Origin of the sequence: Corallococcus sp. AB030 (assembly GCF_003668965.1) — a bacterium.
Taxonomy (GTDB): domain Bacteria; phylum Myxococcota; class Myxococcia; order Myxococcales; family Myxococcaceae; genus Corallococcus; species Corallococcus exiguus.
Map to the genome: position 1 here is coordinate 1 of NZ_RAWQ01000031.1, position 14,846 is coordinate 14,846.

Sequence of the window (14,846 nt, forward strand, 5' to 3'; positions counted from 1 at the left end):
TATTACCAAGCCATTCCCATGATGAAGGAGGAGCGATTGCGGCCTCTCGTCGAGCGCTTCGCCGAACTCCTCCACCAGCACCCTGTCTTCAAAGAAGCGCTCGGTTTCATATGAGGGGATGGCTCAGGTTCCGACCCGGAGCCGCAGTCCCAGCCGAAATCCCCCACGCTCGTCGAGAGCACACAGTCCGCCGTCAACCTGATGGCCAACGAGGCGGTGACGTTCCACGTCGCCGCGAAGGATGACGCCCAGCGGGCCCTGGGCTTCAGCTGGGAGGCCAGCACGGGTGTCCTGGAGCAGCCGCAAAGCACCGCGACGACCAGCGACGTGCGCTGGAAGGGCCCGGAATGTCTGCCCGCTGGAACGCGCGCCAGGGTGACGGTGACCATCACCAATCATGTGGCGCCCGCCATCACGCGGAGCTTCGCGCTCTCCGTCGTCGCGTGTCCCGCGGCGCCGGCCGTCGCCGCGGGCCGCTACCATTCGCTGGTGCTCCGCCCTGACGGCACGGTCGTGGAGTGGGGCCTCTCGTATCTCCGCTTCGACGGAGCCGCCCGCCCGGTGCCCGGACTGACCAACGTCCGGGCCGTGGCGGCGGGAGGCGACCATGCGCTGGCCTTGCGCGCGGACGGCACCGTCTGGGCGTGGGGGGGCAACAGTGCTGGACAACTTGGGGATGGAACGGAGACCTACCGCTCCACGCCGGTGCGGGTGGTGGGGCTGACGGAGGTCCTTGCCGTCGCCGCGACTGGCTACTCCTCGCTGGCCCTGTGCAAGGACGGTACGGTCTGGACGTGGGGGGATAACAGCGACGGCCAGCTCGGCGATGGAACGACGGAGGGACGTCTCACCCCCGTGCAGGTGCCGGGGCTGGCACGGGTCACTGGCATCGCCGCTTCCAGGGATCACTCGCTGGCCGTGCTCGCGGATGGGACGGTCCGGGCATGGGGTAACAACTCCTCGGGTCAGCTTGGCAATGGAGAGTTCAACTGGGAGGTCGGCAGCCTCCTCCCGGTGGCGGTGCTCAAGCTGACGGACGTGGTCTCCGTCGCCGCGAGTTATGGGCTCTCGTTCGCCGTGCATTCGGACGGCACCGTGTCGTCATGGGGCACCAACGTGGATGGGGCCCTGGGCGGTGATTCCCGGAGGAACGGACACATTCCGGGCAAGGTGCCGGGAATGACCGATGTGACCACCCTCTCCGCGGGCACCTTCTACGCGGTGGCCCTGATGGGGGATGGCACCGTCCGGGGCTGGGGAACCAACGACTCCGGCCAGCTCGGGGATGGGACGTACACCCGCCATGCTCCCAGGCAGGTGTCGGGCCTCGCGGGCGTCGCGGCCGTGGCGGCGGGTGACGAGCATGTCCTGGCCGTGCTCTCCGACGGGAGCCTGCGGGCCTGGGGCGACAACCGGTACATGCAGCTCGGCATCCAGCCGGAGACCGTGAATCGCGGCGGACCCGTGCAGGTGCCGGGGCTGACGGAGGCGAATAGCGTGGCCGCGGGTGAAGCCCATTCCCTGGCCCTGCGCGCGGATGGCACGGTCTGGGCCTGGGGCGACAACCGCGAAGGCAGCCTGGGGATTGGCGCCGCGCACGGCGGCAGCACGACGCCCGCCCAGGTGCCAAACCTCTCCGGCGCCAGGGGCATTGCCGCGGGCTGGGGCCTCTCACTGGCGGTGCTCTCCGATGGCACCGTCATGTCGTGGGGGGCCAGTAGCTTCGGGCAACTGGGGGTCGAGTCCTCGTCATACGGTTTTGCCCCCGAACCCATCACCGGGCTGAGCGGCGTCACGGCCGTGTCCGCGGGTCGCTGGTATGCGCTGGCCCTGCGTGAGGACGGCACCGTCTGGTCGTGGGGGTACAACAGCCAGGGCCAGCTCGGCGACGGGACGACCGCCGGACGCTCCACGCCGGGGCAGGTGGCGGGACTGACGGGAGTCGTCGCCATCGCCACGGGCGCAATCCACGCGCTGGCGCTGCGTGAGGACGGCACCGTCTGGGCATGGGGGGACAACGACTTCGGGGCCCTGGGGGATGGAACGAACACCTCACACGCCATGCCGGCGCAGGTGCCGGGCCTGACGGGAGTCGTCGCCGTGGCCGCGGGGAAATACCACTCCCTGGCCCTGCGCGAGGACGGCACCCTCTGGGCGTGGGGGTACAACGGCCAGGGCCAGTTCGGCGACGGGACGACTCTCAGCCAGTGGTCCCCGGTGCGGGTTCCCGGCCTGGCGGGAGCCCAGCGCATCGCCGCGGGTGACGGCCACTCGCTGGCCGTGACGAACGGAGGCCCCCTCGTCACCTTTGGGAGCAATGCCTCCGGGCAGCTGGGGCTGGGCGAGGGAACCGGGAACCAGTCGCGCGGAGAGATCGCCTCGCTTCGCGATGCCCGCGCCATCGCGGCGGGCAGCGCCTACTCCCTGGCTGTCACGCGCGCCGGGACGGTCTGGGCCTGGGGCGCCAATGTCGCGGGCCAGCTCGGCAATGGCGAGGCGGCGAACAGCCCCCGGCCCATCCCGGTGACGCTGCCGTAGGCGCTCAATCGAGCGGAGGCCCTCTCCGAGCTCATACGCGCGGGTCCGTCGCGCCTCGACGCCCGAGGGCCAGGTTCGCGCCTACATCCAGTGCAAGCTGGAGCAGCAGCGCCGGAAGCCGTTGGGGGAGCGCATTGAGATGTGCTTCACGGCGGGGGTCGTAGACGGCTGAATGAGCGGTATCCTCGCGGGAAGGAGTGATCCAGACCGATGCCAGAGTCCTTCGCGAACCTCACCCAGCTGGTCCAATGCTCCGACGCGGAGCTCGAAGCGTTGGTGGAACAGGCTGACTTCGGAAACTTCGAGCCTGGCCGGGACCTTCCGCCGCTGCGTGAACGGCTGCTCCGGTTGGAGCGCGAGCGCGGCCTCACGGAGGTCCACCGGCTCTTCTCCGAGAAGGTCCTGGCCGCGGGGGCACGGCTCGTGGAGACCCCGCGATACATCGGCGTGCAACACAGCTTCGCGCTCAGTCCGGATGGACGCCACCTCGCCATCGCGAGCGGCCGCCTCGACAAATTGCCCGGCGGAGACGTACGCATCTGGGAGCTGGCGACGGGGCGCGTGGTCGACGCCGTCGGGTTCGAGACGACGCAGGTCGGCTCCACGGGGGATCCCTCCTGCCTCCAGTGGTCGCCGTCAGGGGAGTGGCTCGGCGTCAACCTGGACGATGTCGTCGTGGGCGTGCTGAGGGCCTTCGCCGGAACCCCGCCTTCGTTCACCGCCGACGTCACCCGGCGCTGGGGCTCGCCGCCGGGGGCGGCTGTCATCAATCCCAAGACCGTGGAGAACAAGGGGCACCTGCCCGCATGGTGCTGGTCTCCGGATGAAACCCAGCTGTTCATCTCCACCCCTGGCCCGGACGGCGCGCTGGGCTGCATCATCCCGTTCCGGGAAGGGGCCAGGGTCAACGAGGACGGTGAAGGGCTTCGCTGGTGCCCGGCCCGGTTGGACGGACGGCCTTCGAAATCGCAGCCGCATGCCTGGGTGCGGTGGAGCCCGGATGGCTCCCGCATCCATGGCTATTGCAAATACGAGTACGTGTCCGAGCCGCACCCCGACTCGGGCCAGGACGCCCATCCGTCCGCCTCCGTCATCGACGTGGGGAGCGGCGACCTCCAGTACCGCTTCGATGAACTGAAGCTGCCGGTGGCGTTCTCGCCGGACGGCGCCCGCCTGGCCTACGGTGAGGAGCCGTCCCGGCTCGCCAACGGACACACTGGCCGCACGGTGTCCGACCTGAGCAAGGACTTCGGTGCGCGCATTCTCTCGGTCGCGGAATACGTCTGGTCCCGCGACGGCCGGCGTCTGGCCGTGCTCCTCAACGGCTACGAGTTCCCGCAGGTCCTCATCTTCGAGAACGGCAAGTTCCTGTGCCAGATGGACCTGAAGCGCCGTTCGTTCGGGTTGGCCCTCAAGAGCGGCGACCTGGGCCGCTGGGCCTGGTCGCCGGATGGCTCCATGGGCGCATGCCTGCTGCGCGAGGGAGGCATGGCCGAGCTGTGGAAGCGTGAAGGACTCAAGGTCGAGCTATGGAAGGTGGGGTCCTCGCCCAAGATGCTCCGGCGGCTCGAGGGCGCCAACGGCATCGACGGACTGGCCTGGGGCGCGGACGGCATGCTCGTGGGAGCGGGGCCCCATGCCATCGCCTTCTGGGACGTGAACACCGGAGAGCAGCGCTCCCGCTCCTCGTTGGAGTTGGAGCCGGGCCGCGTGCCGCCCCCGAGCGACTGGAACCCCTGGCCGGACGAAGTCGCACGGTTCATTCCGACCGAGCGCGGCTGGGACTTCACGCGAGCGCAGCCGGACGGCACCGTGGAGTGTCCTCCGGGTTCGCGGGAGAAGCTCGAGCCCCGGCTGATGTTCTCGGTGGGGGGACGCCATGCCTGGCCCTGGCGCTGGGCCGAGGGGACCCCGCATGCGCGCTGGGATTCCGGGGCACTTTCGCTCGTCGAGCCCCAGGCGGAGGCCGCGTTCGAGGAGCGGCGCGTCCCCGTGCCCGAAGGCGAGACGCTGGCGGCGAGAGACGCCCGGCACGGGACGTGGGGATTCCTGAAGCAATACGAGGCCCCCACGCGGCCCCTGGATCATTACAGGGCCGACCCGGTGTTCACGCACGGTCCCGCCATCAGCCGCGCCAACCTCACGCCGTATCTCGGCAAGGGGGTGATGCTGCGCCAGACGCAATATGGGACGTGGTACGCGCTCGGGGCCCTGCTCGAGGTCTCCGACGAGGGAATCCTCATCCACCCGCGCGCTCCCATCGGCTCGTACCGCGAGCGGCTCCTGTCCTTCCGGGACATCCTCTGGATTGGACCGGCGGTGCCGCTCGACACGCCGGAGGGCTAGTGCCAGGTGCCCGCGCCGAAGCCCCAGCCGAAGTAGCGGCGGGACACGTCGGCGAAGCCGCTGACGCGCCACGAGGTGTCGGGCGAGAACAAGCCGAAGACGGACCATTGGAACAGCCGCAACTCCGCGCTGGCGGTGCCATGAAGACGAGGCCCGACAGTGTCGAAGCGGCTGGGCTCCAGGTAGCTGCCCGCGCGCAGCTGCAGCCGGTTCTCGAGGGGCTCCAGCTCGGCGCCGACGCGGGGTGAAATCGAGAGGTGCCGCCCGGAGCGCTCCAACTGCTGCGACAGGAAGGAGTCGAAGCCGATGGCATTCGGCACGGAGCCGCTGATGAGCACGGATCCGGTCAGCAGCAGCTTCGAGCGTGGCAGGGCCCTGTAGCGTTCCGCGCGGTCCGGGCCCCACGGCATCTGGAGCGGGCGGTCGCCGAACTGCCAGGCGACGCCCGCTTCAATCTCCCAGGGGAGCCGGACGGAGGCGGGCAGGTAGAGGCCGGCGACCTTCACGTTGCCAGCCTCGTCCGCGGTGGTCGGGCCGCCAGGGGTGAGCCCTCCCTGGACGGGAGCCCGGAGGGTCAGCGCGGCACGCATTGGCAGCCCCATGGGCGTCCAGAGGGCACCGGCCTCCACGTTGCCGCCGAACATGCTGGCGAGCTTGTTGTTCGCGTCCTCGGCGGTGTTGATCTCCAGGGTGACCGCGCGCAGCCCCAAGCCCACCGTCAGTTCGCCATCCAGGAAGCCGCGAGCGAGCTGGAACTGGAAGCGGGTCATGCTCAGGTTGAGGAGCCGTCCATTCGCGTCCTGTCCCAAGGCATAGGTCTGCAGCGACGCGGCGCCGCCCAGTCCCCAGGGGCCCCACTGAATCAGTCCGCCAATCTGGGTGAAGATGAAGTCGTCATTGGCGAAGCCCACCGAGCCGTTGTTGTCGAAGTCGCTGGCGCGCAGCGAGCTGGGAAACGTGAAGGCCAGCGACAGGTCGTAGTCGACGTGCTTGGACGAATAGAGCGAGCGCACGGCCGGAGCCGCCGTGTTGACGCTGATGCCCTCGACGCCCTCGGCGATGGGGGCATACGCGCCGGCAAGGCCGGACACCCGCACCGGCGCCAGCACCGGGCCCTGGTACACGTCGATGGCGTAGTTCGAGCTGGTGAGCGGTGGGGTGTCCGCGAGCGCCACACCGCTGGAGAGCATGACGGCCACGGCCGCGAGCCGGGCGAGGGAGGAGGGACGGGGAGAGGCCATGGCGGAGCGAGCTCCCGCGAGAATACATGGCCCCTGGCGAGGCGCCGTCGTCCCGTTCGCTGCAACCCGGAGCCCTTTGGCTGCACCCGTCCGGAAGTGGACCCGCTTCGGGCGTAGACTCCACCGGCCGTGGAATCCACCTCTCCCGCCGCGCCGTCCGTGCTGCTGCCACTGCTGCGTCGCGTGCCGCTGCTGATGCTCGTCTGCGCGGTGCCGGGCGTCGTCACCGCGCTCCACACCTGGGTCTATGCCCAGGCCCGGGAGCCGGGCTACCCGCTCAGCCGGGCGCTGCTGGTGCAGGTGCCGCAATGGCAGTACTGGGCATTCGCCACGCCCTTCATCCTCGCGCTCGGACAGCGCTTCCGACTGGAGCGCGGCGTCTGGCCCCGGAGCCTCGCGGTCCTCCTGGCCGCGCTCGTCGCGGTCATGGTCCCCTACGTGAGCATCATCTACTTCGCCGCCCGGGCCACGGGAGAGACGTGGCTGCTGGAGAGCACCTGGGCGCGGATGCTGCCCTTGATGATGGCCAAGTACAGCGTCCTGTCCCTGCTCATCTACGGCGGCATCCTCGCCATCGGTTACGCCGTGGACTACCACCGCCGCTTCCGCGAGGGAGAGCTGGCCCAGGCCCACCTGGAGACGCGCCTCGCGCACGCGCAGCTGGACGCCCTGCGCGCGCAGCTCCACCCGCACTTCCTCTTCAACACGCTCAACGCCATCTCCGTGCTGGTGCGCAAGCAGGACACCGCCGGCTCCATCCGCATGCTCACCGGCGTCAGTGAGCTCCTGCGCATGGCCCTCCACACCACGGGCCGCCAGCAGGTCCCCTTCCACGAGGACGTGGACTTCCTGGAGCGCTACCTCGACATCGAGCAGACCCGCTTCCAGGACCGGCTCCAGGTGGTGCGCGCCATCGACCCGGCCACCCTTGGCGCGCTCGTGCCCAGCCTCATCCTCCAGCCCCTGGTGGAGAACGCCATCAAGCACGGCATCGCCACCCGCTCCGGTCCGGGACGCGTGGAGCTGCGCGCCGCGCGCGAAGGAGCCCGGTTGGTGCTGGAGGTGCTCGACGACGGCCCCGGGCTCGCACCCGGCTGGGACCGCCAGGACGGACGCATTGGCGTGGCCAACGTGCGCGACCGCCTGCGACAGCTCTACGGCGACCGCCACGTCTTCACGCTGGAGAACCGCGCCGGGGGCGGCGTGCGCGCCCGCCTGGAGTTGCCCTTCCAGGCCGCCGTGCCGGAGGCGCTCGGGGCATGAACGCGGCCGCCGCCATCCGCACGCTCGTCGTGGATGACGAGCCCCTGGCTCGCGAGGGCCTGCGCCTGCTGCTGGCCGCGGATCCGGAGGTCCGCGTGGTGGGCGAGGCCGGCAATGGACCGGAGGCGGTGCGCCTCATCCGCGAGCATCGGCCGGACCTGGTCCTGCTGGACGTGCAGATGCCGGAGCTCAACGGCTTCGAGGTGCTCGCGCGGCTGGATGCTGGCGAAGTGCCCGCCGTCATCTTCGTCACCGCGTATGACCAGTACGCGCTGCGCGCCTTCGACATCCACGCGCTCGACTACCTGCTCAAGCCCTTCCGCGACGACCGCTTCCACGACGCCATCGGCCGCGCCAAGGCGCAGGTCCGCATGGCGCGGATGTCCGACCTCAGCCAGCGGTTGATGTCCGTGCTCTCCACCTACGGCGAGCGAGACAGCACGCCCGCTCCGCCGCCCACGCCGCCCGAGCCGTGGATGCGCCGGCTGGCCATCCGCGACGCGGGCCGGGTGGTGTTCCTCGACGTGGACGAAATCGAATACATCGAGGCCGCTGACTACTACGTGCAGATCCACGCGGGCGGGAAGGCCTACCTCCACCGCGAGACGATGCAGAGCCTGGAGGAGCGCCTGGAGCCGGAGCGCTTCATGCGCATCCACCGGTCGGCCATCGTGAACGCGCGCAGCATCCGCGAGCTGCGCAGCGAAGGTCGCAGGGACCTGGTCGTGGTGCTCACCTCCGGCGCGGAGCTGCGAGTCGCTCGCAGCCACCGCGAGAAGTTCCAGCACCTGCGCTGAAAGTCGCGCTGCCCGTTCGCCGCACGGGCGGACCGGTTCGCCGCGAGGCAGTCCCCGCCGGCTGAACACTTTCCCCGCGAGCCATTCGCGCGGGCACGGTGCCGTCCGCTCACTCCCCACGGAGGCACTCCATGCCCGCGTCATCCGCCCTGGTCCCGCGCCAGAGCATCCTGAGGTTGTCCGCCCTCGTCCTGGGCACGCTGTTCGCGGTGGCACCCGCGAGCGCCGCGCCGAACGCGTCGTATCCGCTCCCGCCTGCCTCCTCGCGCCATGAAGCACAGGTCCAGCAGGCCCGGGCCTTCGCCCAGAAGTTGCTCAAGGACTTCCAGCTGCCGGGCCTCTCCGTGGCCGTCGCGCATCGCGGTCAGGTCCTCTGGTCCGAAGGCTTTGGCTACGCGGACCTGGAGCAGGGCATCCCCGTCACCCCGCTGACCCGCTTCCGCGTGGGCAGCGTGTCCAAGGTGCTCACCGCCGCCGCCGTGGCGCGCCTGGTGGAGGAGGGGAGCTTGAACCTGGATGCCCCCATCCAGAAGTACGTGCCTGCCTTTCCCGTGAAGCCATGGCCCATCACCACGCGCCAGCTCACCGGGCACCTGGCGGGCATCCGTCACTACCTGGACCGGGATGAAGCCATCTTCCAGGAGGCAAGGCACTTCAGCAGCCTCACCCGGGCCCTGGGCCTCTTCCAGGACGACGCGCTGCTGTCCGAGCCCGGAACGGCCTATGCGTATTCCAGCTATGGCTTCAACCTGGTAGGCGCCGTGGTGGAGGGCGCCGCGCACGAGGAGTTCCTCCGCTACATGCAGCGCGCCGTCTTCGAGCCGCTGGGCATGCGCCACACCGGGGCGGATCATCCCTACCAGCTGATTCCCCACCGCACGCGCTTCTATGCGAACGGCCCGGAAGGCAGCCACCAGCATGCCGCCCACGTGGACAACAGCTACAAGTGGCCCGGCGGCGGCTTCCTCTCCACCGCCGAGGACCTCGTCGTCTTCGGCTCCGCGCACCTCCAGCCCGGCTTCCTGCGAAAGGAGACGCTGGCCCTCCTCTTCACCTCGCAGAAGCTCAAGTCAGGCAAGGAGACAGGCGTGGGCCTCGGCTGGCGCATCGGTGTCTCCGCGCAGGGACGGCGCATCCTCCACCACCGGGGCGCCATCGAAGGCGGCCGCGCGATGCTGATGCTCTTCCCGGACTCCCAGCTCGTCGTGGCCCTGCTGGGCAACACCTACGCGGACTTCGCGGAGGAGCAGGCCGCGCAACTGGGGGAGATCTTCATGACCGCGCCCCGGTGAGCCCTACTTGCGCTTCCGGCCACGGGACTTCGATGGCGCCGGCTCGGCCAGGGTGGCCAGGGCATCCACGAAGAGCCGGACCTTGGGGGGAAGGTTCAGCCGGCTGGGATAGACGACGTGGATGGGCCGCATCGACGCGGGCCGGGGGCCGAAGAGGACCTTCAGCCGGCCGTCCCGGATGGCCTCCTGGCAGAGGATGTCCGGCACCCGCGCGATGCCGACCCCGGCGATGGCCGCATCGCACGCGAGCTCGCTGTCGTTCACCATCAGGACCGGATCGATCCGGGACTTCACGCCCTCGGCCTCCCACGTCTCGAACGCACTGAATCCAATGCAGCGCGCGGCCCCAAGCTCCCTGGCGGCCGGGATGCCGTGCTTCGACAGGAAGCGGGGGCTCGCCACGAAGCGGACCGCGCCCTCTCCCAGCTTTCGCGCCACGAGCGACGAATCATTGAGCGGGCCGATGTGGATGGCGACGTCGAACCCCTCTTCGATGAGGTGGACACGGCGGTCCGCCAGCACCAGCTCCACCCGCGCCTGGGGATAGCGGCCGAGGAACTTCGAGATGACCGGCGTGAGATAGCGCCGGCCATAGAGCACCGGCGAGGAGACCCGGATCAGGCCGGTGGGATCCGCCTTGCCCTGCTGCACCTCGCTGTTCGCTTCCTCGATGAGCGCGGCGATGGCGGCGCAGCGCTCGGAGTACGTCACGCCTGCCCCCGTCACGCGCAGTCTCCGCGTGGTCCGCTCCAGGAGCCGTACGCCCAGCCGCTCCTCCAGGTGGCGGATGCGCTCGCTGACGGTCTGCTTGGTGATGCCGAGCTTGAGCGCCGCGCGGGTGAAGCTCTCTTCGCGGACGACTGTCGCGAAGAGGAGCATGTCGGCCGGTGGAATCATGGCCGTCAAGATTAACCTGACAATGAGTTCGTCTGGGGCCGCATTGTCCGGGCACTCCGGCGGACGCATGGTGTGGCCTCACGCAACCCACAGGAGTGCCACCCATGAAGCTCTACTTCGCCCTCAGGACCCGAGCAGTCCGTCCCCGCTGGCTGCTGGAGGAACTCGGCGTGCCCTATGAGCTGGTCAGGCTCGACCTGGCCCGGCAGGAGAACACCACCCCTGAATACCTGGCGGTGCATCCGCTGGGAGACCTCCCCGCCCTGGTGGATGGGGACGTCACGCTGCTCGAGTCCCTGTCCATCTGTCTGCACCTGGCCGACCGGTTCCCGGAGAAGCATCTGGCGCCGCCGGTGGGGAGCGCGGAGCGCGGTCCTTATTACGGCTGGATGGTCTTCGCTGAGTTGAGCCTCGACCCCCTGGTGATGGAGTTCTACCGGGACGCGCAGTCGCCGGTGGCGCGCGAAGTCCCGGAAGGGGAGGCCGCGAAGCTCAGGACCCGGCTCACGGCCGCTCTCGACCTCATCCAAGAGGGACTCGGAGGCCGTGAATTCCTCGTGGGTGAGGCCTTCACCGCCGCCGACGTGGTGATGGCTTCCATCCTCCACCTGGCGAACACGCTGATGCTGCTCGACGGGTATCCGGAACTGGTGGCGTACGTCAGGCGCCACTCTCAACGCCCCGCGGTGCGCAGGGCGGTCTCTGGGTGATCCGCTACCAGGTCTTCGCGACCGCGAGCGCCTCGTTGAAGTCCAGGCCGTTGACCCGCATCACCGCGAGCCAGTTGGTGAGCGGTGGCGAGGCGCGGTGAGCGGTGGGGACACGACCGCACGCCTGCTTCCCAGGAGGTGTCATATGAATTGACAGGTATATGGCTTGATGGGTATATACGACCCATGGATTCAACGTTCGCGATCATCGCGGAGCCGAACCGCCGGGCCATCCTCAGCCTGCTGGCGGCGTCGGAGCACTCCGTCGGCGAAATCGAGCACCAGCTGCGGATGCCTCAGACGTCGGTGTCCAAACACCTCCGCGTGCTGCGCGACGCCGGCTTCGTGGAGTCGCGCGTCGACGCTCAACGGCGCGTCTATCGCATCCGGCCGGAGCCGCTCATGGAGGTCGATGAGTGGCTCACGCCATTCCGGCGCTTCTGGACGCTCCACGTGGACGCGCTCGAACGCCATCTCGACCGGATGGACCAGGAACCCGAACCCAAGAAGGGAAAGAAACGATGAGCCACCGTGCGAAGTACACGCCCGGCCCCGCGGCCGGAGCCAGTGTCCAGAAGGCAGGCGACAAGTGGACGCTCGTTCTCGTCCGGGACCTGCGTCATCCCCCGGCGAAGGTGTGGAAGGCGCTGACCGACCCCGCGCACCTGGCTGAATGGGCGCCGTTCGACGCGGACCGGAACATGGCCAGCGTGGGGCCGGTGAAGCTCTCCACGGTCGGTGCGCCGACGCCCATGGTCGCCGAGACCACCGTGAGGCGGGCGGAGGAGCCGAAGCTGCTCGAGTACAGCTGGGGGCAGCAGGACCTCCGCTGGGAGCTGGAGGCGACGGGCGTTGGCGGCACCCGGCTCACGCTCTGGCACAACATCGACCGGGGCTTCATCTCGTGGGGCGCCGCGGGCTGGCACATCTGCTTCGACGTGCTCGAGCAGCTCCTCTCAGGCGACCCCATGGGGCGCATCGTGGGGCCCGATGCGATGCAGTACGACTGGCAGCGCTTGAACTCCGAGTACGCGGAGCAGTTCGGGGTCCAGAGTCCCACCTGGAAGGCCAGCAACTCGAAGGAGTGAAGGAACACCCCATGGAATCGACCCTGCCGAAGCCGGCGCTCGTCGCCGCCAGGACGTCCCCCAAAGCCGTGACCATCACCTTCTGGATCGCCACCGCGCTCTTCTGCCTGGAGATGGGCTTCACCGCCTACGCGCAGTTGAACCTGCGGGATGCGGCGGAGGGGTTCACCCGGCTCGGCTTCCCCAGCTACTTCCGGGTGGAGCTGGCGTGGGCCAAGTTTCTCGGAATCCTGGTGCTGCTCGCACCGGTGCCGGCGCGCCTCAAGGAGTGGGCCTACGCCGGCTTCGCCATCAATCTGGTCTCGGCGCTCATCGCCCACTTCGCGGTGGGAGATGGCCCGGAGGCGTGGGCCTTCGCTGCGGTCACCGGCGTGCTCTGGGTGCTCTCGTACGGCTCCTGGCGCAGCTTGCAGGCGGGGCGGGCATGAAGAAGGCCGTCGCGACGGAGTCCGCGTCCAAGTTGATTGACCAGCGGATCCAGGACCTGGGGGACTGGCGTGGGAAGACGCTCGCGAAGGTGCGCGCGCTCATCCACGCAGCGGACCCCGAGGTCGTCGAGGAGTGGAAGTGGATGGGGACCCCTGTCTGGTCCCACGACGGCATCATCTGCACGGGCGAGTCGTACAAGGCCGCCGTCAAGCTGACGTTCATCAAGGGGGCCGCGTTGAATGACGCTTCAGGGCTCTTCAACTCCAGCCTCGACGGGAACGTCCGGCGCGCCATCGACATCCACGAAGGCGACAAGATCAACGAAGCAGCCTTCAAGGCGCTCATCCGCGCCGCGGTGGTGCTCAACCTCGAAGGCAAGAGCAAGCCGAAGGCCTCGCGCGCGAAGCGCAAGCCAACTCCGAAGTAACTGTGAGAGGCTTACCGGACGGCCGCATCCCCCTCCGCAGGAGAGCCTCCGATGCTTCGTCCCGCTGTCCGGAAGCCTTTCATCCCGTTGACCCTGGCCACCGTGCTGATGGCGCTCGGTGTCCTGCTCATCGCGCCGCCCGCCTGGGCGGAGAAGCCCGCGAAGCCCACGTCCCGGCCCGCGGACCGGCACTACATCCGCAAGGTCGACCAGTCCTCCGTCGCCAAGGACAAGAACACCGTCATCGAGTCGCGGGTCGATGTCAGCCGGGATGTGAAGGACATCAACGACGGCAAGGCCAAGAAGGGCAGCGATTCGGGGACCGTGACCTGGACGCTTGGCGGGCGGACCTATGGGGCCCACGACAATGGTACGCTGTATCCCATCCGTGGCACCGGGTTCCATGAGCTGAACCGCTCGGCCTTCAAGGCATTGGGGGTCTACAACAAGTTTGACGACACCCCGCGCGCCAAGGAGATCCTGGACAAGATGGGCACGTCCCAGGGCGACAGGAACGCCGCGCTCAAGGCGCACAAAGCGGGTTGAGAGGGAGAGCCATGCAGCCGGAAAGACAGGTTGTCGGATTCATCGCGCGGGGCGCCGTGGAGGAAGGACGCCTCTTCGACAGCATCGGCCGCGCGCTCGGTCTCCCTCCCGAAGGTGTGGCGCGCTTCGACGTGGACGGCCCCTCGGATGCGGCGGTGCTCGTTGAGACCGCGCTCCGGTCCAAAGGCTTCCGCACGGATGTGACCCTCTACGTCGATGTCTCCCGCACTCGAGAGTCCTCGGGGCTCACGTCGGTGGAGGTGGCCACCCGGGTCGCCGCACTGCTTGGCGAGGAGCTCCTTGTCTCTCCTCCCGCGGACGACCCGGCGGTCGCCACCTCCTGGTTCCTCGTCACGCCCGAAGGCAATCGCTTCCGGGCCAGTGAAGCCTCTTCCGGCCATGACGAGGACGACGAGGACTCCGTCGATATCGACCGGGCCTCCCTGCGTCCCCTGTAGTGGGCGCGGGTGGACCGGGTTGGGGAGCCCGTTTCACCACGGGATGACGCCCTGGTCGTCCGAGTAGGTGCCCGTGGGGCCGTCCGGTCCGAGGAGCGCCATGCGCACGGGCGCGCGCGCGGCCTGCTCGACGGTGCGGGTACCCTGGAAGTTGTTGAGGTCCGTGGCGGTGAAGCCCGGGCACACCGCGTTCACCTTGATGCGGGTCGACTCCAGGTCCAGGGCGAAGGCGAGCGTGATGGCGTTGAGGGCCGACTTCGACGACGAGTAGACCCCGTACATCGCGCGGTACGGGTTCGCCGGGTCCGAGTTGTTCGTGAGCGAGCCGACCCCGCTCGAGACGTTGACGATGCGCCCCGCCGGCGCTTCCCGAAGGAGCGGGAGCATCGCTTGCGTGACGGCGATCACTCCGAACACGTTCGTCTCGAACACCGCGCGGAACTCGTCGAGCGGCGCGACGGTCGCACGGCCCGCCTTCGCGCGCTCCGCCAGCGGCTGGCCCGGCTTGGGCGCCTGCCTGCCCGAACGGGCGATGCCCGCGTTGTTCACGAGCACGTCCAGGCGACCCAGCTCCTGTCGGATGCGCTCCGCCGCGGCGGAGATCGACTTCGCGTCCGTGACGTCGAGCGCGAGCGCACGGGCGTCACCGGCGATGGTCTTCGCCGCCGCCTCGCCACGGGCGAGGTCACGTGAGCCGACGAGCACCGTGAAGCCGTGCGCGGCGAGGTCCTTGGCGATCCGCAGGCCGATGCCCTTGTTTGCCCCGGTGACGAGGGCGACTTGTTTGTCGTTCATGCCCGGGGAGATACGGGGG

General features: G+C 69.2%; 16 protein-coding genes. 12 read left to right on the plus strand and 4 right to left on the minus strand.

Going from position 1 to position 14,846, the window contains the following annotated elements:
• The first annotated feature begins 201 nt into the window (after positions 1-201).
• Positions 202-2,538, plus strand: a complete 2,337-nt coding sequence (locus D7Y15_RS10570) for an RCC1 domain-containing protein (RefSeq protein ID WP_121752470.1) — start codon at positions 202-204, stop codon at positions 2,536-2,538.
• A 210-nt stretch (positions 2,539-2,748) separates the two neighbouring features.
• Positions 2,749-4,884, plus strand: a complete 2,136-nt coding sequence (locus tag D7Y15_RS10580; protein ID WP_121752471.1) for a WD40 repeat domain-containing protein — start codon at positions 2,749-2,751, stop codon at positions 4,882-4,884.
• Here the strand turns inward: D7Y15_RS10580 and D7Y15_RS10585 are convergent.
• Entirely contained in the window at positions 4,881-6,125 is a 1,245-nt protein-coding gene (locus D7Y15_RS10585) for a hypothetical protein (RefSeq protein ID WP_121752472.1), read from the minus strand. The genes D7Y15_RS10580 and D7Y15_RS10585 overlap by 4 nt on opposite strands.
• A gap of 129 nt (positions 6,126-6,254) precedes the next feature.
• On the opposite strand from D7Y15_RS10585, the gene D7Y15_RS10590 reads away from it, so the two are divergent.
• The 3 genes from D7Y15_RS10590 to D7Y15_RS10600 all read left to right on the plus strand — a co-directional run bounded on the left by D7Y15_RS10590 (position 6,255) and on the right by D7Y15_RS10600 (position 9,477).
• On the plus strand, positions 6,255-7,388 hold the full coding sequence (locus D7Y15_RS10590; protein ID WP_120580545.1) for a sensor histidine kinase: 1,134 nt from the start codon (positions 6,255-6,257) through the stop codon (positions 7,386-7,388).
• A complete protein-coding gene (locus D7Y15_RS10595; protein ID WP_121752473.1) occupies positions 7,385-8,185 on the plus strand; it encodes a LytTR family DNA-binding domain-containing protein in 801 nt (266 codons plus the stop codon). The genes D7Y15_RS10590 and D7Y15_RS10595 overlap by 4 nt, the downstream gene beginning before the upstream one ends.
• A gap of 131 nt (positions 8,186-8,316) precedes the next feature.
• Positions 8,317-9,477: a serine hydrolase gene (locus tag D7Y15_RS10600; RefSeq protein ID WP_121752474.1), complete on the plus strand. Its 1,161-nt coding sequence runs from the start codon at positions 8,317-8,319 to the stop codon at positions 9,475-9,477.
• A 3-nt stretch (positions 9,478-9,480) separates the two neighbouring features.
• On the opposite strand, the gene D7Y15_RS10605 is transcribed toward D7Y15_RS10600, so the two are convergent.
• Positions 9,481-10,374 carry a LysR family transcriptional regulator gene (locus D7Y15_RS10605; protein WP_169824472.1) on the minus strand — a complete coding sequence of 298 codons (894 nt, stop codon included), beginning with the start codon at positions 10,372-10,374 and terminating at the stop codon, positions 9,481-9,483.
• A 104-nt stretch (positions 10,375-10,478) separates the two neighbouring features.
• On the opposite strand from D7Y15_RS10605, the gene D7Y15_RS10610 reads away from it, so the two are divergent.
• Complete coding sequence (locus D7Y15_RS10610) at positions 10,479-11,084, plus strand: glutathione S-transferase family protein (protein WP_120580549.1); 606 nt, start codon at positions 10,479-10,481, stop codon at positions 11,082-11,084.
• A 4-nt stretch (positions 11,085-11,088) separates the two neighbouring features.
• Here D7Y15_RS10610 and D7Y15_RS44665 read toward each other — a convergent pair whose 3' ends face one another.
• Positions 11,089-11,229, minus strand: coding sequence for a hypothetical protein (locus tag D7Y15_RS44665; RefSeq protein ID WP_158629035.1), 141 nt, complete (start codon positions 11,227-11,229; stop codon positions 11,089-11,091).
• Positions 11,230-11,270: 41 nt separating this feature from the next.
• On the opposite strand from D7Y15_RS44665, the gene D7Y15_RS10615 reads away from it, so the two are divergent.
• Genes D7Y15_RS10615 through D7Y15_RS10640 form a run of 6 tightly spaced genes read left to right on the plus strand, consistent with a single transcriptional unit; the run spans position 11,271 to position 14,032 of the window.
• A complete protein-coding gene (locus D7Y15_RS10615; protein WP_120580550.1) occupies positions 11,271-11,609 on the plus strand; it encodes a helix-turn-helix transcriptional regulator in 339 nt (112 codons plus the stop codon).
• Positions 11,606-12,172, plus strand: a complete 567-nt coding sequence (locus D7Y15_RS10620; RefSeq protein ID WP_120580551.1) for an SRPBCC family protein — start codon at positions 11,606-11,608, stop codon at positions 12,170-12,172. Before D7Y15_RS10615 ends, D7Y15_RS10620 begins: the two co-directional genes overlap by 4 nt.
• Positions 12,173-12,183: 11 nt before the next feature.
• A complete protein-coding gene (locus tag D7Y15_RS10625) occupies positions 12,184-12,600 on the plus strand; it encodes a DoxX family protein (RefSeq protein WP_121752503.1) in 417 nt (138 codons plus the stop codon).
• Positions 12,597-13,028 carry a DUF1801 domain-containing protein gene (locus D7Y15_RS10630; RefSeq protein ID WP_121752476.1) on the plus strand — a complete coding sequence of 144 codons (432 nt, stop codon included), beginning with the start codon at positions 12,597-12,599 and terminating at the stop codon, positions 13,026-13,028. Before D7Y15_RS10625 ends, D7Y15_RS10630 begins: the two co-directional genes overlap by 4 nt.
• 51 nt (positions 13,029-13,079) lie before the next feature.
• Positions 13,080-13,574 (plus strand): hypothetical protein, encoded by a 495-nt coding sequence (locus D7Y15_RS10635; protein ID WP_120580554.1) that lies wholly within the window; start codon positions 13,080-13,082, stop codon positions 13,572-13,574.
• Positions 13,575-13,585: 11 nt separating this feature from the next.
• Entirely contained in the window at positions 13,586-14,032 is a 447-nt protein-coding gene (locus tag D7Y15_RS10640; RefSeq protein ID WP_120580555.1) for a hypothetical protein, read from the plus strand.
• Between the two features lie 33 nt (positions 14,033-14,065).
• On the opposite strand, the gene D7Y15_RS10645 is transcribed toward D7Y15_RS10640, so the two are convergent.
• Positions 14,066-14,827 carry an SDR family oxidoreductase gene (locus D7Y15_RS10645; RefSeq protein WP_121752477.1) on the minus strand — a complete coding sequence of 254 codons (762 nt, stop codon included), beginning with the start codon at positions 14,825-14,827 and terminating at the stop codon, positions 14,066-14,068.
• Between the last annotated feature and the right edge of the window lie 19 nt (positions 14,828-14,846).